The organism is Streptomyces sp. RKAG293 (assembly GCF_023701745.1).
GTDB lineage: Bacteria > Actinomycetota > Actinomycetes > Streptomycetales > Streptomycetaceae > Actinacidiphila.
In genome coordinates this window covers 7,282,204-7,303,310 of sequence record NZ_JAJOZB010000001.1, presented here as the reverse complement: position 1 = coordinate 7,303,310, position 21,107 = coordinate 7,282,204, and the positions used below count along the sequence as shown (strand labels likewise).

The following is a 21,107-nucleotide window of genomic DNA, read 5'->3' as shown; positions in this document are numbered from 1 at the left end:
GACACCGTCGGAGACCCTCCGACGCGTGCGCTGTGCCCTAGGGCGGGGTGTTGGCCGAGAGGCAACTGCCGCTCGTTCTTCATCCGGTTCGCCGGTGCGAAATGTCACTGGGACCCTGCCGTGTCAAGAGGGACGTTGGGGAACTTCTTGCCGCACATACCCATGGCCTTGTTCCACGCATCGCCCGCGTCCGCGGGGATGGAAAGTCCTCCATCCTTCGGGTCGGGGTCGGACACGTTGGGAATCCCGTTCTCGCGAAGGCACTTGGCCAGGCCACGAGCTTGTTCCAGGCCCTCCTTGTCATCCTTCTCCATGACCTGCTTCATGCCGGGCACCTTCGCACGACACGCATTGGCGGCCGCCGGCAGCCCTTTTTGTATCAACAGATTTGGATTGTCCGGACCTGGGTCCTTGAACCGGCCTGATTCATCGATCGAGACGATGAAACCCTGCTCATGCAGACACTTCTCGTAGGCCTGAACTATCTCCTTCTGGCTCGCCGGCTTGTCCTGCTCCTGCTCGTCCTTGGCTCCCGCAACTCTGGGGGCATCGTCCTTGGTCGACGCACAGGCTGTCACCGACAGGGCGGCTCCCAGCGTCATCACTGTCATCGCCGCCCAAGGCATGAACCTTCTTCGCATGCTTCCTCCTACCGGTCCTACGACGCTGTCCGGCGCCGCCGAAACAGGTGTACGGGGTTGCTGGTTAGCCGCCGGTCAGGTTTGGCTAACCGCCGCTTAACCATCAGTCCGTCAAAATGCCGAAAGACGAGCGAGCGGTGGAAAGGGAACAGACATGCGTGTGCTGGTTGTCGAGGACGAGGAGGAACTGGCGGGTATGATCGCCGCGGGATTGCGTTCGTCGGGCATCGTCGCCGACGTGGCCCTGGACGGCGGCCAGGCCATGGAGATGACCGCGGCAGCCGACTACGACGTCCTGGTCCTCGACCGTGACCTGCCCGGCATCCACGGTGACGCGGTGTGCCGCATGCTCACCGGAGCCGGATACCCGGCGCGCATCCTGATGTTGACCGCGGCCGGATCACTGCGCGACCTCGTCGACGGCCTCGGCAAGGGCGCCGATGACTACCTCGCCAAGCCCTTCTCGTACGTCGAACTGGTGGCCCGTCTGCAGGCCCTGGCTCGGCGTGGGCCGAGTGGCACCCCGACCGTGTTGGAGCATCAAGGGCTACGGCTGGACACCCTCCGTCGTATGGCCGAGCGCGATGGGAGCCTGCTACGGCTCACTCCGAAGGAGTTCGGCGTCCTGGAGGCACTGATGACCGCTGATGGGGCCCCGCTACAGCCGGCAGACCTACTGGAGATGGTTTGGGACTGCCACACGCCCCCCGAGAGCACCACCGTCAAGGTCACCGTTCACCAACTGCGCCGCAAGCTCGGCCCGCCGCCCCTGATCACGACGGTGCCCGGGTTTGGATACAGGTTGTGACAGGACTCCTCGGACGGCTGACGATCCGGACGCAGCTGGCCCTGCTGAATGCGGCTGTGCTGGCCGTCGGGGGGTCGGTTCTCCTCGCCTACGTCTGGGCGAGTGTCAGGGACATCATCGAACACAATGGCCCAACAGTGGCGCCGTCGAACACGGTGCCGTCAGTTGACGCCGCATCGGACGGGACGGTCTATCACTACGGAATCGACAGCGACGCAGGCCTGACTCACGCCCAGCGTTTCGCGGCTTTCGAACAGGAGGTCATGGATGAGCTCATGAAACGGTGCCTCATCCTCTTCGCCCTTGTCTGCCTTTCTTCCCTTCTCGCGAGCTGGTGGATGGCCCGAGGTGGACTGTCCCGGATCAGCCGGGTAACTGCAGCGGCCCGGGACATCGGTGACCGCAACCTGGATGCACGGCTTGCTTTGATCGGGCCGAACGACGAGGTCAAGGAGCTGGCAGACACGTTCGACGCCATGCTCGACCGCCTTGAGCGCAGTTTCGCCGACCAGAGGCGTTTCACTGCTCACGCCTCCCACGAGCTGCGTACCCCCCTGACGCTCCAGCGGACCGCCCTGGAGATCCCGCTGTCGCAGGGACGGATACCGTCGGATCTGCTGCCCGACATCAGTCGCGCCTTGGCGGCCACTGAGCGGAGCGAGCGTTTGATAGCCGCTCTGCTGGCGTTGGCCAAGGGCGAGAGCGGCGTGCTCCTGCCTGTTGCGACCGATCTGGCCGATGAGGCACGAAGGGCGATCACCAATGCGCTGGTCGAGGCACGAGAAGCAGAAGTGTCCGTGGACGCCCAACTGCAGACCGCTCGCGTATGGGGAGACTCGTCTCTCCTCAGTCAACTTGTGGGGAACCTGGTGACGAATGCCGTGCGGCACAACAGACGGCATGGATCGGTCCGCATCGAGACCGGGCCGACCGATGAGGGAGGAGGTTTCGTCGACGTGGTCAACAGCGGTCCTGTCATCCAGGAGTCCGACCTGCCCATGCTCTTCGAGCCCTTCCAGCGGGGCAGCGGGCGCCGCAAGGGTGCAGGCCTCGGCTTGTCGGTAATCCGCGCAGTCACCGCCGCGCACCGTGGAACGCTGGAGGCCCGAGCCAACCCAACTGGCGGGCTTCGCATCCGAGTGAAATTGCCACCCCAGCATCTGCCGGCGCCCGACACGCCATCTCAAGAAACTCCGAATTAGCAGCTCAAGGCGAAGGCCCTATGGGGCCTTCGCCTGAGACCGTGCAGGCCACGCACCCCGCGACTTCCGGCCTCATCGAGAACCAGACCGCCCTTCCTCCCGCGCCGCCGGCGGTCACCGCGCTCGCCGACCTGTGGCTCCGCACTGCGGAAGGGGTGTCCGGCACGATGGCGCCGGCGAGTGGCGCCGGCGCATCCTGGCTCGCATCCACCGCCACCGCGACGCCTTCCTCACCCAGATCAGCCACGGTCGCAAGCGGACCCTGCCCAGCGCAGAGGAGTACCCGGGCCTGCGACGAGAGGCTAACGGCATGCCAACCCGTCGACCGGTTCGAAGACCTGGCCGTCAATCCCCTGCGGTCACCCCAACTGCGCAAACGCCTACACACACGCGCGCCGATCAGGGCTTCCCCGGGCCGGGCGCACGCCACAGGCCCGCCCGCCCAGCACCCGCTCGCGACGTCGACCAAGTAGCGCCGGCGCTTCGAAGCACTCGCTACATGCAGCGGGTCAAATACAACCTTCCCGAAGGAGGCCATGACCTGCGGAAAGACGGCGGTGCGGCGCGCCTCTCACAAGCTCTCACATTTGCAATCGGACAATACAGACACCAGAGGCCGCCCTCGCAATGCGGAGACGGCCTCTGAACTGCGTAAACACCGTCGGGACGACAGGATTTGAACCTGCGAGCCCTTGACCCCCAGCGGTCGAACAGGCTTGACGGCCCGTCATTACTGGTCCGCTGCAGTCCCGAGAGCCCAGGTCGGGTCCCCGTTCTACGGCCATCACCATGACGACGTGTCCCGCTCCGACTACGAAGTCCCGTATGTCGTTCCGGACTTCGTCGGCATCCCAGCGGGCCCGGCTGAGAAAGTGCTGCATGCCGGCCGGACTGGCGTCACCGGCGTGCTCGGCGATCGCCCAGCAGTTCTTCCTCGGCAGGTCCGCGAGCAGCCCCAGCACGAACGCCCTCGCCCGGCGGCGCGGTTCCACCCGGGCGAACCGGCCCGCCACCTTGCCCATCAGGCCATCGAATACAGATTGTCACCGGGCAAGGTTTACGCTGTGGCCCACGGCCACCGGCTGATCTTCGTTTGTCGGCACAACTCAAGATGATCAACGGTGGCTGCCTCAGAGGAGACCGACCTCACTCAGCACGATCAACGCCAGCGTCGGACCGGCTGTCCGCTGTCACAGGGTGGCAGCACGCAGCACGATCAGGGCGACGGAGGCCATGGTGAGGACCACCGCCGGAGACGCGCCCTTGCGGTCGCCGACGCGCAGGTGGAAGGCGACCGCCCCGGCGAAATAGAGCGTCAGGCCGATCGCGGCGGCGATTCCGATGGGTCCCCACCAGAGTCCGGTGATCGCACCGGCCGCGCCCGCGATCTGAGCGCCGATCAGGAAAGCCATCATGCTCTGCGGCACTCCGAGTGTGGACATCTGCTCGGTGATGTGCCGCGTCCGCAGAGACTTTGCCCCAGCCGATACCAGGAGAAGCGCCGACATGAACACGGTGACGACGACAAGGGAGACGAACATGGCTGAAACCTCAATCATGCGAGATGCGAGTAAGGGGGGTGCGCACCTCGACGACGATAGGCGGCCACCAGGTACCTCCAGGTAACCTTCGGGGCATGAGCCTGCGACCCGGAATTGCCTTCCTCGCCGACTGTCCCGCTCTCCTGGCCATGGAGATCATCGCCAGCAAGTGGTCCATGGTTACGCTCTTCGCGCTGACCGACGGCCCGGTGCGCCACGGCGAGCTGGTCGAGCTGAGCGGTGGCATTTCGCGCAAGGTACTGACCCAGACGTTGCGCCGGCTCCAAGCCAACGGGCTCGTCGAGCGGCACGCTTACGCCGAGGCGCCGCCGCGCGTGGAGTACGGCCTGACCGATCTCGGGCGAACCCTGGAGGAGCCCATCAGGATGCTCACCACATGGGCGCGGGAGAACGGCGAGGCGGTCGTCACCTTCCGGGAAGCAGCCGAGGCGGCCAGGACCATCGAGGCGGATCAGGCGACCCCGGTGAAGACCCCACCGGTTGATGAGAACCCGAGCCGTTTCTGATCAATGGAAGAGGCTGAACCTGTAAGACCCTGCCGTCGCCAGAGACCTGGCCATCCTCGTGATCGGGGCCCTCCTGCAAGAGGCCAACGACGACCGTCACCTCAGGGTCAAGCCCCTGGTCCTGAAGGAGCTCCCGCAACCGAACCCAGAGGGCGCTCGTACCAGTCCGCAGATACTCGGTGTACTGGACGACGATGCTCGAAGCCATGAGCTCAGCCTTCCAGTCCGCCTGGCGCAGCGGAACAGCTGAGGCCACCCACGATCGACGACGGGCGGCGGCAACGACAGGTCGCTCCGCAACAGTGATCAAGAACGACAGCTGGAGTACTAGTCCGGGGGCTCGGCGTGAAGACGTTGATCGTCCCCCAGGGCACCGCAAACGAGCTCCTGCCTCGGCACCCAACGTTGGGTCGTGGAGCGCGCCTTCGCCCACTTTCGCTGGTTCCGCCGCCTAGGGATCCGCTGAGAGATACGCGACGACATCCACGAAGCTCTCCTCAGTCTGAGCTGTTGGCTGATCTGCTGGCGTCGACTGGTCCGTTCACTGCCAGTAGCTCCCTGACCGCGGCGCCACGGCGGTTGCGGGCCGTCCAGCGCCAGCACCCTCCGGGCCCTGTGTGGATTTGACGCCATCCACATGTGAGTGGTTAATTACTTCCATGGAAATGAGGGCACGGCAGCGTTCTACGGCCGAGGAGCGCCGGGCGACGGTGATGCGCACGGCGATCAAGGCGTTCGCTGAGCGTGGGTACTACGGGACCTCGACGATGGACGTGGCCAAGGCCGCCGGCATCTCGCAGGGGTATTTGTACCGGTTGTTCAAAGACAAGCAGAACCTGTTCGCGGCCCTGGTCGACCACTGCTCGGATCTCCTGAGGGAGGCGGCCGCCTCGGCGGCGGCGTCGGTGCGCAGCACCGATCCGCAAGCAGTCCTGGACGCGATGACGACCTCCTACGGCGACGTCATCGCGGACAGGGACGTCCTCATGATCCTCATGCATGCCCAATGCAGCGCGAGCGAGCCGGTCATCGGCGAGGCGGTGCGCACCTGCTACGCCAAGCAGGTCGAGTATATCCGCGCCGTCTCCGGCGCTTCCGACGAGCAGATCCGGCGCTACTTCGCGGAAGGCCTGCTCGGCCAGGTCATGGTGGCGATCGACGCCGCCTCGGCTGATGCTCCCTGGGTCCGCGCGCTGCGCGCCTAAGCGAAAGTGCCGAACCGGGCCGCCTTGTACGGCCCTTTTCTTTGACCCAACTTGTAAGCGGTCAACCGCTTACTTCTGAGAGGCTAACGCTTCATGTCATCCCCCACCACGCGCCGCGGGACCGGGCTGCTGCTTGCCCTGCTGGCCTTTGCCCAGTTCATCAGCGCCATCGACTACAACATCGTCTACGTCGCACTGCCGGAGATCGGCCGCGAGGTCGGCTTCGACGCGCACAGTCTGCAGTGGGTCGTCAGCGGCTATGCCGTGGCCTTCGGCGGCTTCCTGCTGCTGGGCGGCCGTGCCGCCGACATCCTCGGGCAGCGCCGCATTTTTGCCACTGCCCTGACCCTCTACGGCCTGTCCTCGCTGGCTGGCGGACTCGCCACCGACCCTGGACTGCTCGTGGCCGCCCGCGCCGTCCAGGGCCTCGGCGGCGCGCTTCTGCTCCCTGCCACGCTCTCCCTCATCGCCACCACCTTCACCGAAGGTGCCGCACGTAACCGGGCCCTCGCGGTCTGGGGCGGTGCGGGCGCCGTCGGCCTGGCGCTCGGCTCCCTGCTGGGTGGCGTCCTGACCAGCTACTTCGGCTGGGAAGCCGTCTTCTACGTCAACGTCCCCCTCGCCTTGGGCGCCGCCGCCGTTTCCTTCGCCGTCATCGCCAAGGACGCACCGCGCGAGCGGGGCCGCAGCTTCGACCTGGCCGGTTCCCTGACCGCAACGGTCGGCCTCACCGCTCTCGTCTTCGGCGTCGTACAGGGCCCTGATGCCGGCTGGACCTCCGCTGAGACTCTCTGCGCGCTGCTGGGCGGAGCCCTGTTCATCGGGCTGTTCCTCCTCATCGAGGCTCGAACCGCGCACCCGCTGATGCCGCTCCGCCTGTTCCGCAACCGCAGTCTGGTTGCCGCGATGGGCATCACCTTCGTCTTCATGGGCACCTTCGGCGCCCAGTACTACTTCTTCACCGTCTACCTGCAGAACGTCCGCGGCTACGGCGCCCTGGCCACCGGCCTGGCGTTCCTGCCCTCGGCCCTGGTGGGCATGGTCGGAACCCAGCTCAGCGAGAAGCTGCTCGGCAGGGTCGGCACCCGTACCACCATCATCGCCGGCCTCATTCTGGGCGCCGCCGGCATGGCGGTCCTGGCCCTGGCGATGTCCCCGGGCGGCAGTTACCCGGCCCTGCTTCCCGGAATCGTCCTGCTCAGCCTCGGCCAGGGCCTCGCCTGGACCGCCATGTTCGTCGCCGCCGGAACGGGAGTAGACCCCCACCACCAGGGCATCGCCTCGGCCATGGCCTCCACCACCCAGCAGATCGGCTCCGCCGTCGGCCTGGCGATCCTGGTGGCCATCGCCAACTCCGGCCTTCGGACCTCCACCGGGCCCGACCTCATCCCCGGTCTGCGCACCGCGGGCCTCACTGCCGCTGCCCTCACCCTGCTCGGCGTCGGCATAGCCCTCACCCTGCGCCGCCCCGCTGCCACCCAGTCGGCGCCTGTCGCGGGCAACGCGAAGCAACGGACGGAATCCAACATCGCGGCCTGAGCCACGACATCGCCGATCGCCCGCGCACCTCGCCCGGGCGAGCGGCGATCTCCGTCGTGGGCACCCCACGTCGAGGCGGCTTCACACGGGGCCGACACATAGCCGTCCGCACTCCGTAAGGTTTCACCGCCACCCACGCAGGCCTGGTCGGAGGTGAGATGGAGTCATGGCACCCACTCCTCCTTCAAGCCCTCCGGGTCCCCGAACGGAACAAGGTCGCGACCGCATGCCATCTGCACAGCCGATACGTCGACCCGTACCCGTGCCGATCGGCAGAGAGCGCGAACTCGACGCCGTCAAGGCCCTGCTCGGCGCACAGGCCTCGTCCGGCAAGTCCGTCCTCGTCCACGGGGACGCGGGCAGCGGCAAGAGCGCCCTGTTGCGGGCAGCCGTGGAGGAGATCCGCGAAGAGGGCGACACCATCCTGCCTGCCTCGGGGGATGCGATGGAGAGCCGCTTCGCCTTCGGCGTGGTCCGTCAGTTGTTCGGACGCATCGTCCGGGCCGCGGGAGACGGGCCGGACTCGCCGCTCTCCGGGCACGCCTCAGTAGCAGCAACACTGCTGGTCGGCCCCGCGCCGGGACAATACATCGGTGCCCCGCCCGTCTCCGGGCACGACGAGGAACTCTTGCACGGCCTGTACTGGCTGGCAGTCAATCTCACCGCGAACGGGAGACTGCTACTGGTCATCGACGACCTGCAGTGGGCCGACACCCACTCACTGCGCTGGTTGCACTTTCTGCTGCGGCGCGCGGACAACCTTCCCCTGGTCCTCCTCGCCTCGCTCACACCGGAACCCGTTTCCGACGACGCGGACACGACCGGCGCCGTGGCCCGGTTGTTCCGGCGCCGGCTCGCCCTGCAACCCCTCGACGAAGACGCCGTCGCCTCCGCCGTCGAGCACGCGTTGGGCGCGGGGATGAACACGTCCTTCCTGACCGCCTGCCGGGCCGCGACAGGCGGGAACCTGTTCCTACTGAATGCCTTGCTGCGTACGCTGCACGCGTCAGGACCGCCCTTCGAGGACCGTGCCGCGGCCGAACTCACCCACCTCATGCCCCCGGGAGTGAGGCGGGCCGTACACGGTCTGATCAAGAACTGCGGGCCCGACTCCCTCGCCGTGGCCCACGCACTGGTGGTGCTCGACGGATCGGCGGACGTCGCCCTCCTCGCTGGTGTCGCCGAACTCGTCGAGGGCAGGGCCCTGGACGCCGTACACGGACTCGTACGAGCTGGCCTGATGACCCGTACCGACGAGACCGTGGTCTTCGCGAGTCCGCTCGCGGCCGCAGCCTTCGCCAAGGAGATCGTCCCCAGTCGGCGCCAGCAGTTGCACGCTCGCGCGGCGCTTCTGCAGCTCGCACAGGACGCCCCGCTCGAGGTCACGGCCGCACACTTCCGCCAGGCGCCTCTCGGAGTGCCCGGCGCGGCCGAGGTCCTTTACGCCGCCGCGTCGCAGGCCAGGCAGAAATCCCGTCCCGAGGACGCCATCGCCCTCTTCCAGCGCGCTGTGCGCGAAGGGCCCGACGACGACCACCGGGCCACCTCGCTGATCGGCCTCGGCAGAGCAGAGCTCACCACCAGCCTGCCTGACGCAGTGCGCCACCTCCAGCGGGGACTGAAGCTGTCCCGCGACACGACGGAGCAGACCGCCGCCGCGCGCGCTCTGTCGCGGGCGCTGTGCACACTCGACCGTTATGCGGAGGCGCTGGCCGTACTCCGCGACACCAGCGCCGCCTTGTGCACAGTGAACCCCGTGGACGCACTCCGCCTGGAAGTCGACTTCCTGTACGGCGGCGTCTGCCTGCCCGGTTCAGCCGCGTCCGTGATGCCCCGTCTCCACGAACTCCGGCTCTCTGACGCCCACGACAGCAGCGCGAAGCGACCGCTGGCCGCATTGCTGAGTCTGCGGGCCGTGATGATCGGTGAGGACCCTCAGGACGTCGTCTCCCTGGCCCGATCGGCATGGGATCAGGGTCTGTGCCCCGACGAGGAGTCCACCGTGTACCTGGGCGCGATCATCGCCCTCGGGGCCACCGGGCAGGCGGAGTTGGGCCTCTCCTACGCGAACACCGCCGTGCACGAGGCCCGTAGGCGGGGGTCTGCGCTCGCCTACGCTTACGCCGTCAGCGCCCGAGCAGCCATGCGGATCCGGCTGGGCCAAGTGCAGGAGTGCCGGGCCGACGCGCAGGCCGCGCTGGAAGCGCTCGGGGAGATAGGCGTAGGCCGCGATAGCGCCCGCAGTGTCGCCGCCGCCGGTGCTCTCCTGGACTCCTTGACGAAACAAGGGGAACTCGACGAGGCCTCAGTGCTGGCACAAGGCCGGCTCGCCGGCGACCTCGACGGTCACTGGATCAACGACCATGTCCTGCTGTCGCGTGGACGGCTACGGATGGCCCAGGGCCGCACACGCGAGGCTCTGGCCGACTTCCTGCTCTGCGGCCACCGGGCCGGTGCTCGCGGGCTAACGGGTGCGGGTGTTCTGGCCTGGCGCTCGGAGGCGGCCCTGGCGCACGCGGAACTCGACGAGCCGGAGCCAGCCCTGGCCTTGGCCCAAGAGGAACTCTCGCTCGCCCGCCACTGGGGTGTTCCCGAATTCGAGGGCATCGCACTGCGGGCGCTGGGCCTGGTCACCGGCGGCGCCGAAGGACTCGCCATGCTGCACTCCGCCGTGGAGATCCTCGAGGGCACGACCGCGCGGTACAACTACGCTCAGGCGACAGCCGATTACGGCGCCCAGGCCCGCGCGACCGGGGACCTCGCGCAGGCACGTCCCCACCTCCAGCTGGCCGTCAGCGTCGCGCACCAGATCGGCGCGACCGTGGTGGCCGAAGCAGCACTGGCCGAGCTCCGGGCCATGGGCGACCGTCCGCGCACCCATTCCTTCCGAGGCGTGGATGCATTGACACCCACCGAACGGCGTGTGACGGATCTGGCCGCCCAAGGCATGACCAACCGGGCCATCGCCGGTCACTTGTTCGTCGGTCTGCGCACGGTGGAGGAGCACCTCACCAACGCTTACCGAAAGCTCGACATCGACGGCCGACCGGAGCTCGCAGAGGCGCTGGCCCGGCCGGTCTGACTCTGTGGGTCCGGTACTTCCGGTGGAGGCCCGGCGTCGGCCCGCCGCCTGTCGAGGAGTGCCGGTCCCGGGCCCAACCCGCCTTCCACCCGGCCGCGGTATTCCACTCCGCCGGCCGGAAACTGGGGCCGATGCGAGGTGGCGTGCCACGCCTGGATTTCGGGAACGTCCTCACGGAACACGGAATGCTGCCCCCAGCGGTGGTTCTGGGGCCAGCATTCCGTGTTGTGGGAGTTAGACCAGGCCTTCCCTGTCCAGCGCGGTGCAGCAGGTGTCGACGATGAGGCGGGTGACGATGTAGGGGTCGACGTTCGCGTTGGGGCGACGGTCCTCGATGTAGCCCTTGCCGTCCCTGTACACCTGCCACGGAATGCGGACCGAGGCCCCGCGGTCGGAGACCCCGTAGCTGTACGCGTCCCACCGCGCGGTCTCATGGGAACCTGTCAGACGGCCATCGATGCCCGCACCGTAGTTCTTCACGTGGTCGAGCGGCTTGGAGCCCTCCCCAGCGACTCGCACGCCGCGACGATCGCGCCGTAGTTCTCACGCATCGCCTTCGTCGAGAAATTGGTGTGCGCGCCCGCACCGTTCCAGTCACCCTTGACCGGCTTCGGGTCCAGAGTGACCGACACACCGAACTCCTCCGCCGTGCGATACAGCAGCCAACGCGCGATCCACAACTGGTCGGAGACCTCCAGCGGACTGACCGGCCCGATCTGGAACTCCCACTGCCCCGGCATCACCTCGGCATTGATCCCGCAGATGTCCAGACCAGCCGCCATACAACGGTCCAGGTGCTTCTCGACGATCTCACGCCCGAAGATCTCATCCGCACCGACACCGCAGTAGTAACCGCCCTGCGGCGCCGGGAACCCGCTCTCGGGGAAACCGAGCGGCCGGGCACCATCGAAGAAGGTGTACTCCTGCTCGATACCGAAGAGCGAATAATGCTGCGCGAACTCCTCGGCGACCGGACGCAGCGCAGCCCGGGTGTTGGAATCGTGGGCGGTGCCATCGGTGTTGAGCACCTCGCAGAGCACCAGCACGTTGTCACCGCCGCGGATCGGATCCGGGCACATGAACACCGGCTCCAGCACCCGGTCCGATGCAAAACCCTCCGCCTGATTGGTACTGGAACCATCAAAGCCCCAGGTCGGCGGAGTAGCACCCACCTCCACGACCTTCGTCTTCGAACGCAGCTTCGCGGTCGGAGACGTACCGTCGATCCAGATGTACTCAGCGCGGAAACTCATTGCGTGTCCTTCTATTCGTGACCGGACGGGGAGAACCCGTTCCGGTGATGGTGGGTCGATGACCGGCCCGGGTCGCCGGCACCGTTGGTGCGGCGCATCGTCCGGGGCGCGGTGGGTCGGTGATGTGGATGGGGCGTGCGGCTGCCCGTGGTCGGACGGCGTGCGGCAGGGGATGGCCGGCCGGGCCTGACGTCAGGCCCCCTTCTTCCCTGCGTCAGGCACCGATACGAGGCCTCCGGTCAGCGGCTTCAGGGCTTCGACGACGGCGGTGTGGCCCGCATGCTCCGCATCGGAGAGGGGAGTCCCGCCCCAGCGGTCGGTGGCACGGACGTCGACGCCGTGTTCCAACAAGTGGGAGACGACCGCGAGATGTCCCTCGGACGCCGCCAGGTGGAGCGCGGTGCGCCCGTCGTAGTCAGCGGACGAAGCGGCGACTCCGGACGCCAAGACGGTGCGTACGCCGTCGACGTCGCCCTTGCTCGCCGACCACAGGAGCCGCATCGTTCCCTCGATCGCCGTCTGGTTCCTCTTCAACCTCGGGTCGCGCTTACCCTCCTGCTCACTGGCCACGAGCGAGTCGTACACGTGGAAGTTGTACTTCTTGACCAGTTCCTTGCAGAACTCGATGCCGCGAACGGAGTTGCCCAGCGCATCCAGGCGGGGCGACCAGATGGAGATTCCCATGACCTGCGGAATGACCAGCATCAGAGCGCCCGAGACCCCGCTCTTCGCCGGCAGGCCGATGCTGAAGGCGAACTCGCCCGAGTAGTCGTACATCCCGCACGAGGACATGAGCGAAAGGCATTTCTGCACAGAATCCGTGGAGAAGACACGTTCGCCCGAGAGCGGCACCGTTCCGCCGTTGGCCAGTGTGGAGGCGACCGATGCCAGGCCTGAGGCGTCCAGTTCGACCGAGCAGCACTGGAAGTAGAACTCCACCGTCTCGATCAGTTCGGTGTCCTTCGGGAAGGCCCCATGTTCGCGCATGAAGTATCCGAGCGCGAAATTGCGGTCGGCCGTGTGCCGCTCCGAGAGGTAGACGGAATTGTTGAACCCCACGGGACTGCCGGCCGCCAGCCGTCGCCACGTCTCCGCGACGTAGTCGAATCGGTCGGCCACGTCGAGGGACGGCTGGATGAGCGCACAACTCATGATGGCACCAGAGTTGATCATCGGGTTGTGCGGAAGGCCCTTGCCATTGACCGTCAGTTCGTTGAATCCGAGTCCGCTCGGTTCCCGGCCTACATGACGGTGGACGACATCGGCACCATGCTCCTCCAGCGTGAGGCAGTAGTTGATCGGCTTGCAGACCGACTGCACGCAGAAGCCCACTCCGGTGTCACCGATGGAGAAGCGCTGGCCGTCCACCGTGCATACCGAGATGGCCAACTGGTCCGGCGGTACCCGCTTCAACTGCGGTATGTAGTCGGCGACCGCACCGCCCCTCTCGGGCAGCAGCCGCTCGTAGATCTCGGTGATGTCAGCGATCAGGGAAGGAAAGTCCGGGATGATGAGCTCACCGGTGATCGCGCGGGCCATCAGCCGCCCGTTCCGCTCGCATAGGCTCGCGAACTGGGTGAGGCTCACTCGTCCGCTGTCAACCTCGGGGCCCTCGATCGACGCCCAGGCGTCCCTGATGCGCGGGTCGTCGGGAGTGATGCCGGCCTGCTGGAGCCGCGCCGCGATCTCCACTCGCGAGATGCACCCTTCGGCGTCCTTCTTGAACGAGTCGAACAGGTCCCGGACCCCACTCATACCGCCGACCGGCCCAGCCACGCTGCTCCGCACGGTTCCAGTAGCGGTGCGGGTCACGTTTCGCTCCGCCCCTCCGCTCCCCGTTTTGGCCATGGCGGTACCTGCTTTCGTGTGCATTCGGTGGTTGCTCCCCGGAAAGGCAGCGACGGATGGTCGAACCCGGTGGCAGCAGAAGGACCAGGCAGATCGCTCGCAGTCCCCCGGTTGGCGGGCCTCCGTCGAAACGCGGGCGGTGGAGCCCGGCTGAGGTCCCGGCAAGCCCCCAGGGGGGACGCTGCCTTGGGTCCAACTCCATCAATTCCGCCAGGTCGTTTCAAGCTGGGAGGTCTGATCTCACCAAACCCTTGGGTACCCCGACGGCTGCCCCCCGGTGGGCACTTCGGTGCTACGGGCACTCCTTACGGCGAACGGCCCCACAGCGCCTGCCGGACCCTTCGGGACCGCCGCTTGGCCACATCGCTGAACAGTCTCCGGGGCACATCGTCGCCCGTGTCAGCTGCTCTTCCGTGCCGGGGCAGTGGGCGTATGGCGCGGAGCCGGCCGCGGCCCGACGACAGAGCGCCTGGGGAGGACGGACCGGTGCCCCTCCCGGCACTCGCCCAGCTTCTTCCACCGGGACATCGCGGGCCCGTCGTCCGGACCTGACGGTGCGGACCCGGTGCAGCTTTTCCGCTGCCCGTTCACCCACGGCCCCTACCTGGAGCGCTGTTACCGGCTGCGGTAGCGACGGGCTGTGGAGAAGACCCTGCAAGCGGGACGTGTCGGCTGGGCATGGCCGTACCTGTGGAAGCCTCAGCGGCCGCGAGGCGGCTCGCCGGCATCGGTCACCCCATCGGCGAGCCCGACTGCGCCCGAGGTCAGACGCGCGATCCTGCACGCTGTGCGACCTTCAGGGTGGAAGGCAGTAGGAACGGCGCGGGGTTGCCGACCGCGCCCAGATGCCACTCGGGTCCCATCCCCCACCACCGGCTTCTCCCCGGCGCTGTTCACCACGCGATCGATGGCTTGTCAAAGGCGGCGGACAGGGCGACCTGTCCGTCTCAATGGCGGATCAGGCCTGCCGAACGGAACAGGCAGTACTGGGAAGGCGAGTGACGGTCTCCAGGAGTGGCCGGCTGGACGTCGGGCCCACCCTCCTGGGGTCAGTCCGTCCGGGACAGTGCTTCCGCCAGGGCCGGACGGCCATCGATGTCGAGTTTGCGGTAGGCGTTGGTGAGGTGCACTTCCACCGTGCGCAGACCGACGAACAGGTGCTGGGCGATGGCCTTGTTGGTCAGGCCTTGGGCAGCGAGGTCTGCCACACGCCGTTCGGTGGGCGTGAGGGAGTCCACGCCGCAGAAGGCTCGCGTGCGGGGGCGGTCCCCCAGAGCCCGGAGTTCGGCCAGTGCCGCTTCGGCCACCGCCGTCGCGCCGATCTGGTGCGCGATACTGACGGCGTGCTGGAGGTGGATCCGCGCCTCCGGCAGATCTCCGGCCTCTCGGGCTCGGGCGCCGAAGTCACCTGTCGCCTGAGCCAGTTGGTACTTCGCCGCCGTGCCCTTCAGGATCTCCACGGCTTCGCGCAGCAGAGCAAGTCCTTCTGTCCCACCGGTGACCAGCCCCAGGGCGCGCAGGGCGCCGCCCTCGATCTCCGGGACGCCCCAGCGGCGGGCGTGCGCCAGCTCGTCCTGGGCCAGTGCCAGAGCTGCGTCCCGCTCGCCGAGTGCCGCGTGCGCCAGGGCCGCTTCCGAGCGCCAGGGCAGTACGCCGGCCCCGGGCAGTTTGCGGGCGCAGGTCCGGTGGCCGCTCATGAGGAAGTCGGCCAGGGCCTCTCGCGTCCGCCCTTGGGCCATCCGTAGCCGTCCGCGTGACAGAAGGACGTAGTCGTTGATCCAGTGGCCGTTCAGGTCGCCGTCGAGCCAGCCCTTCTCCAGCAGCACGGCTGCCTCGTCGAGCTCCCCTTGTTTCGTCAGCGCGTCCATGAGGGCGGCCGTGGCGGCGAGGCTGCGGGTGCAGTTCCGCTCGACGCCGATCTCTCCGAGCACCTCCAGCGTGAGCTGTGCGTCGGCCTGACTCTCCAACACCTGGCCCAGTCGGGTCCGCATTGCTGCGCGGGCGCTGAGGGCGTAGGCGTAGGCGAGCGCCGATCCCTGCGTGCGGGCCTCGTCCACAGCGGCGTCGACGTAGGTGAAGGCCAGCTCGGACTGCCCGGCAGCTCCGAGGGCGATGACGGCGCCCAGGTACACCAGGGATTCGTCGTCGCCGGGGTGCAAGCCGTTGCTGAGTGCCCGCTGGGCCATGCAGACGACCTCCTGGGGATCCCTGTTGTCCATCAGGGCTCGCAGGCTGAGCAGCGCGGCCAGCGGTCGCTCCGCGCTGGTGCCTTGGGCGTCGGAGAGCTGGAGCTCCCTTAGGCGGGGCATCACGGCCGAGGCCGAGCCGGGATGGCACACGCTGCCGTACAGGAAATCCACTTCCAGACGGAGAGCGTTCGCGCTGTCCGTGGGCCGGAGAGCGGCACTGGTGCTCCGGAGCACCGCCAGCCCCTCGGGGTAACGGTCGAGGGTGAAGAGCGCTCGCGACAGGGCGCGTGCGGTGGCGGTCCGCTCGGTCGTGTCCTGGGACAGCTCCAGCCCCCGCTGTAGGTGACGAATGGCGTCCGGGATGTGGGTGGCGAGTTCCACCCTGCCGAGGCTGATCAGCAGCGTCGCCCGGCACTCATCGCTCACCATCTCGCGCAAGGCGCGCCGGATCAGGACGATGGCGTCCTCGGGACGGGACTTCTGCGCGGCCTGTGCCGCGGCGGCGCGCAAGGTCTCGGCGGCACCGGGCACTCCCAGCGGCGCCTGCTGGAAGTGTGCGGCGACATTCTCCAGAGGGGCATCCTGAGCGAGCAGCAAACGCGCCGCCCGTGCGTGCAGTTCCTGGCGCCGGCTGGGGACGACTTCCTCGGCGAAGGAAGCGGATACGAGCGGGCTCGCGAACGCCACGATGTCATCGGTACGAGTCATCAGCCCGATCCGTACGAGCCCGTGCACGGCGTCCTGCAGGGCGCCTTCGGCGAGTCCGGCCACCCCGGCGAGCAGGACGACGTCAGCCGACCCATCGAGCACGGTCAAGGCCTGGGCCACGGCGAGGGCATGAGGACCCGAGTTCTTGATCAGACCGTGCGCGGCCCGTCCCACTCCCGCGGGCGCGTAACGGGTGAGTTCGCTCGCGGTACGGGCATCGGGAGTCGCCCCCGACCTGCGGAGCGTCCGCAGCAGGGCCTGCAGCAGGAACAGATTGCCGCCTGTCGCAGAGCGGCAGGCGGCGGAGAATGCGGCGTCTGCGGTGGGGCCCAGGGTGTGCTCGACGACGTCGGCAACGGTGTCGCACTCGAGCGGGCGCAGGACGAGTTCATGGCGGAACAGCTGCAGCTCGGCGCCCGTCGTCTCCGTGCCGTCGGGGATCGGTTCCATTCCGAGTGAGGCGAGGACGACCAGGGGGAGGTTGCTCGCGCGTCGCAGCATGAAGTGCAGCCAGCGCAGAGAGTGACTGTCGGCCCACTGCAGATCGTCGATGACCACGATCAGCCTGCCGTTTGTGGTGAGGTTCGACGCCAGCCAGTACAGGCTGCGGAGGAGTTCCTCTTCCTGCCCTTGGAGCAGCGGACCACCGCAGTGCTGGTGCCCGGGGGGGCCGAGGAGCAGTGGCACGACCCCGGCCGCGTGCCCGGAAAGCGGCGAGTCCGGCCCTTCTCCCGCGGCTCGGGCGAGGTGCTCGAACAGCTGGCGGACCACGCCGAAGGCGAAGCCGCTCTCCATCGCGTCCCCTGAGGCCGACACGACGATGTCGGCCTCCCCGCGGATCTCCTCAACGGCTGCCCGCAGCAGGGCGCTCTTCCCGCTGCCTGCATCTCCCTGGACGAGGACGGAAGTGCTGATCGCGGGGCGTGCAGAGAACAGATCCTTGATGGCGTCGAGTTCGCGCTCCCTGCCGATCAGCCGAGGAACAATCCGGCTTTTCGGCTGCCCAGCGGGCAGAGTGTCCGCATTTCGAACATTTTGCCGGAGGGGTGCACGTCTTGGGGTAGCGTGCTCGACATCGCGCCCAGTGGAGCGGTGACCGCCGGGGCGGCGCGGCGCCGGCGCGAGCGAGGGAACGAATTTCGGGGCTATATGCGACAAGGTCACTCAGAGATGTGAGAGCGGACGGTTGGCTTCGGCGCACCTCCGACTGCGATCCACCGCACTCGACATTCATCCGAGCGGAACGGCGTCATGGAGAGACCATGACCCCGCCACGGCGCACTGCAGGCGTCAGGACACTGCACGCGGTGCGACGCCGACTTGGTTCGAGTGTCCGGCCGGGATCGTTACTCGCGTAGATTGAATCTCCCACGTCGGCCGCAAAACGCCCGTAACTTCGCCGTAAGTCACGTTCTGTACAAATTACGTCACGCTGTGGGGCCCGAGGTCGCAGTGTCAGGGACAGGAGTAGCAGGAACGTGGATGGACTGAGGATCTCGGTGCTGGGTCCGCTGCGGGCATGGCGAGCCGATCGCGAGTTGGATATCGGTCCCGCGCAGCAACGAGCGGTACTGGCTGCCCTGGCGTTGCGCGGAGGCCGGGTGGCGCTGGTCCAGGAACTCCTCGACGACATCTGGGGATGGGACCCGCCCGCCAGCGCCGCGGTGGCACTGCGTAACCACGTCTCCCGACTGCGGACCGTGCTGGAGCTCGATCCGCGTGCGCCGACAGTCCTGGTCTCGGTCGCCGGCGGCTACGCACTACGCCTGGACGAAGCGGCCCTGGACCTCAGCCGTTGCGGACGGTTCTCCACCGACGCAGTACGTGCCGCGGAGGCGGGGGACCCGGAGCGAGCCGTCCGGCTTCTGAACGAGGCTTTGGCCTTGCGAAACGGCACACCGCTCGCAGGTGTGCCCGGAAAGTACGCCGAGCGGGAGCGAAGCAGGATCACAGAGGTCAAGCTGATTCTGCTCGAGAAGCGGCTGGGCCTGGAGCTGCAGCTGGGACGGCACGCCGATATAGCGGCGGAACTCTCCGCCCTGGCGGATGAGCACCCCGTGCGCGAGGGACTCCGCGCACTGCAGATGCTCGCCCTGTACCGCTGCGGACGACAGGGCGACGCGCTCGCCGGATACAGCAAGACACGCCGCTTCCTGTCCGAGGAGCTCGGAATTGAGCCGGGCCCCGACCTGGCCCGCCTGCACCAGCGCATCCTGCAGTCCGACCCGGAGCTGGCGCAGCCCTTCGAGGCCGCACCTACGACCGCGCAAGGCGTACCCCACGAGGAGGGCACTCCTGCACCGATCTGGATATCCCCGGCCCAGCTCCCCCCGGACGCACCCGACTTCACCGGCCGCCACGAGACTGTCGCCCACCTGCGCCGCATCCTCGCCGGAGCCTCGAGCCAGCCTGAGATGGCCGCGACCGTGTGCGTCGTCCACGGCATGGGCGGCGTCGGCAAGACCACCGTCGCCGTCCACGCCGCGCACGCGGCGCGTGAGCACTTCCCCGACGGCCAGTTGTACGTCGACCTCCGCGGAGCCAGCCGGGATCCGGCGAATCCGGACGCCGTCCAGCAGTCGTTCCTGCTGGCTCTTGGCGTCTCCCCCAGGAACATCCCAGCCGATTCCGTCGAGCGCACGGCGCTGTATCGGTCCCGGCTGGCGGGCCGACGTCTCCTACTTCTCCTAGACAACGCTGTCAACGGCAAGCAGGTGCTGTCCCTTCTGCCGGGGACGGCCGGTTGTGCCGCCCTGGTCACCAGCCGCACCCCGATGGCCTGCCTGCCGGTCACCAGCCGCACCGGGCTGGAGCCCTTCCGCGAGGACGAAGCGCTCGCCCTGCTCGAGCGGATCGCAGGTCCAGAACGGCTGCCGAAGGAGCCCGAGGCGGCACGCCTCCTGGTACGCGCCTGCGGTCTCCTCCCACTCGCCGTCCGTATCGCCGCGTCACGATTGGCTGCTCGGCCCCGTTGGACGATTTCCTCACTGGTGACCCGGCTGAGCGACAGCTCGCGCACGCTCGACGAGCTCCAGGCAGGCGGGCTGGCCGTGGAAGCCGCCTTCGAACTCGGCTACGACTCCCTGAGCAGCGCCGAGGCCCGGGCCTTCCGGTTGCTGGCCATACCGGAGATTGCGGAGCTCTCGCCGGGCTCCGCAGCGGCCCTCCTGGACACCAGCGAGGACGCTGCTGAGACCGTCTTGGAGTCCCTGGCCACCGCAGGCCTTTTGGAATCGTTCGACCCGGGGCGCTATCGGTACCACGACCTGCTGAGGTTGTTCGCCCGCCACCGGACGGTGAAGAGCGACCCGGCACCCGCCCGCAAGGCCGCCCTCAGCCGCCTGGCGCGCTTCTATCTCGCCGGCATGAGCGCCGCGCTGCGTACCATCCGGCCGGACAGCCTCCTGGCCGCGGCACTGGACCCGGACTTCCCGGGCGCCCCGCGCTTCGCGGACCGCGCCAAGGCCCAGGAGTGGGTGATCAGCGAACTTCCTGCCATCCTGGGCGTCGCCGTGCAGATCGCACACCACCCGACGCGTGCGATCTCCGCCGACGACGCAAGGGACCTCGGGCGCATGCTGGTGCTCCTCATGCCCTTCACCATGCCCTTCTCCGACCTCTACGTGGCCTGGGGTTCCATGGTGTCACTCGGACAAGTGCTGCTCGACGAGGCAGAGGAGGACGATGACGCCCCCGCCATCGTCAACGCGTGTGCGGTGCTCGCGATCGCCCACGCCTGCATCGGACAGCACGAACAGGCACGGGGTTTCGCCCGGCGTGGGTACCTGACCACCGAGCCCGACGACCGGGTCTTCCGGCACCGCCTCGCCTACGTCAGGGGGACGGTCGCCGCCCTGGACCCCGATTCCCTCGACGAGGCGGTCACCCACTTCACCGACGCCGCGGCGCTCTGCCAGGTGTTGGGGGAAGCCCGCTTCGAGGCGCAGTGCTTTTTGGGGCTGGCCACGACCCACCTGGCCCGCAAGGAACCCGGACTGGCGCTGCGCTACTCCCGCGAAGCGTTCACCCTCAGTCAGGCGGCCGGGGGCGCCCTGGACAGGGTCCTCGCATTGCGCCGGCTCGGCCAGGCCCTCCATGACCTCGGCCGCCACGCCGACGCCGTGGAGCACTACACCGAGGCCTTGGTGGTCTGTGACGCCCATGACCTGCCGAACCAGCGGGCCCATACGATGCTGGGCCTTGCTCGGACTCACTTCGCGCAGGGCCATTTCGCCGAGGCCCGTACCTCGTCCAACGAGGCGCTCCCCATGCTTGCCCTGCTCGGCGACGCCGCGGGCCAGCGGCTGGCCACGGAACTCCTCCAGAGCATCGAGGCCCGCGAAGGCCTCGTGCAGGGAGCGCATTGAACCGGGAACCATCAGCACGGCGGCGGGCCCAGGCGGCCGGCGCCACCGCCCCTGACCGAGTCCGGTGCTTTCGTCGTGCCGTGGTAAGCCGTGGCCCTCGTCTGGAAGCCGACGGGACCGCAGCTACCGGCGGCTGAGTACCATCGGGGCCGTCGCACCTTCAACTGCCCAACGGGGGCGGCAGCACGATGAGCCTG

The 21,107-nt window shown here is 68.0% G+C and carries 11 protein-coding genes and 2 pseudogenes; 7 read left to right on the top strand and 6 right to left on the bottom strand.

What is annotated here, in order from left to right; translation table 11 throughout:
• Window positions 1-104 precede the first annotated feature (104 nt).
• Entirely contained in the window at window positions 105-641 is a 537-nt protein-coding gene (locus tag LNW72_RS32340; protein WP_250978608.1) for a hypothetical protein, read from the bottom strand.
• A 154-nt stretch (window positions 642-795) separates the two neighbouring features.
• Here LNW72_RS32340 and LNW72_RS32335 point away from each other — a divergent pair, with 154 nt between their 5' ends.
• Together LNW72_RS32335 and LNW72_RS32330 are read left to right on the top strand one after the other, a co-directional pair.
• Entirely contained in the window at window positions 796-1,449 is a 654-nt protein-coding gene (locus tag LNW72_RS32335; RefSeq protein WP_250978607.1) for a response regulator transcription factor, read from the top strand.
• Window positions 1,446-2,651 carry an ATP-binding protein gene (locus LNW72_RS32330; RefSeq protein WP_250978606.1) on the top strand — a complete coding sequence of 402 codons (1,206 nt, stop codon included), beginning with the start codon at window positions 1,446-1,448 and terminating at the stop codon, window positions 2,649-2,651. The genes LNW72_RS32335 and LNW72_RS32330 overlap by 4 nt, the downstream gene beginning before the upstream one ends.
• An 832-nt stretch (window positions 2,652-3,483) precedes the next feature.
• Here the strand turns inward: LNW72_RS32330 and LNW72_RS32325 are convergent.
• Both LNW72_RS32325 and LNW72_RS32320 read right to left on the bottom strand, forming a co-directional pair.
• Window positions 3,484-3,673 (bottom strand): annotated as a pseudogene (locus LNW72_RS32325) (transposase); the annotation flags it as partial.
• Window positions 3,674-3,841: 168 nt separating this feature from the next.
• The gene (locus LNW72_RS32320) at window positions 3,842-4,192 is read right to left on the bottom strand and encodes a DoxX family protein (RefSeq protein WP_250978605.1); all 351 of its coding nucleotides are present in this window, start codon (window positions 4,190-4,192) and stop codon (window positions 3,842-3,844) included.
• Window positions 4,193-4,287: 95 nt separating this feature from the next.
• Between LNW72_RS32320 and LNW72_RS32315 the strand changes: the two genes are divergently transcribed.
• From LNW72_RS32315 to LNW72_RS32300, 4 genes are all read left to right on the top strand, one after another.
• Window positions 4,288-4,719 carry a helix-turn-helix domain-containing protein gene (locus LNW72_RS32315; RefSeq protein ID WP_250978604.1) on the top strand — a complete coding sequence of 144 codons (432 nt, stop codon included), beginning with the start codon at window positions 4,288-4,290 and terminating at the stop codon, window positions 4,717-4,719.
• Between the two features lie 659 nt (window positions 4,720-5,378).
• Window positions 5,379-5,924 carry a TetR/AcrR family transcriptional regulator gene (locus tag LNW72_RS32310; protein ID WP_250978603.1) on the top strand — a complete coding sequence of 182 codons (546 nt, stop codon included), beginning with the start codon at window positions 5,379-5,381 and terminating at the stop codon, window positions 5,922-5,924.
• A gap of 93 nt (window positions 5,925-6,017) precedes the next feature.
• A complete protein-coding gene (locus LNW72_RS32305) occupies window positions 6,018-7,463 on the top strand; it encodes an MFS transporter (RefSeq protein ID WP_250978602.1) in 1,446 nt (481 codons plus the stop codon).
• A gap of 262 nt (window positions 7,464-7,725) precedes the next feature.
• A complete protein-coding gene (locus LNW72_RS32300; protein WP_250978601.1) occupies window positions 7,726-10,545 on the top strand; it encodes a LuxR family transcriptional regulator in 2,820 nt (939 codons plus the stop codon).
• 234 nt (window positions 10,546-10,779) lie between these two features.
• Here LNW72_RS32300 and glnII read toward each other — a convergent pair.
• The 3 genes and pseudogenes from glnII to LNW72_RS32285 form a co-directional block, all read right to left on the bottom strand.
• A pseudogene (gene glnII, locus LNW72_RS32295) lies at window positions 10,780-11,798 on the bottom strand (glutamine synthetase).
• Between the two features lie 192 nt (window positions 11,799-11,990).
• On the bottom strand, window positions 11,991-13,553 hold the full coding sequence (gene glsA / locus LNW72_RS32290; RefSeq protein ID WP_250978600.1) for a glutaminase A: 1,563 nt from the start codon (window positions 13,551-13,553) through the stop codon (window positions 11,991-11,993).
• A gap of 1,142 nt (window positions 13,554-14,695) precedes the next feature.
• Window positions 14,696-17,707, bottom strand: a complete 3,012-nt coding sequence (locus LNW72_RS32285; RefSeq protein WP_250978599.1) for a LuxR family transcriptional regulator — start codon at window positions 17,705-17,707, stop codon at window positions 14,696-14,698.
• Between the two features lie 314 nt (window positions 17,708-18,021).
• Here LNW72_RS32285 and LNW72_RS32280 point away from each other — a divergent pair, with 314 nt between their 5' ends.
• Window positions 18,022-20,910, top strand: coding sequence for a BTAD domain-containing putative transcriptional regulator (locus tag LNW72_RS32280; protein WP_250978598.1), 2,889 nt, complete (start codon window positions 18,022-18,024; stop codon window positions 20,908-20,910).
• Window positions 20,911-21,107: the final 197 nt, after the last annotated feature.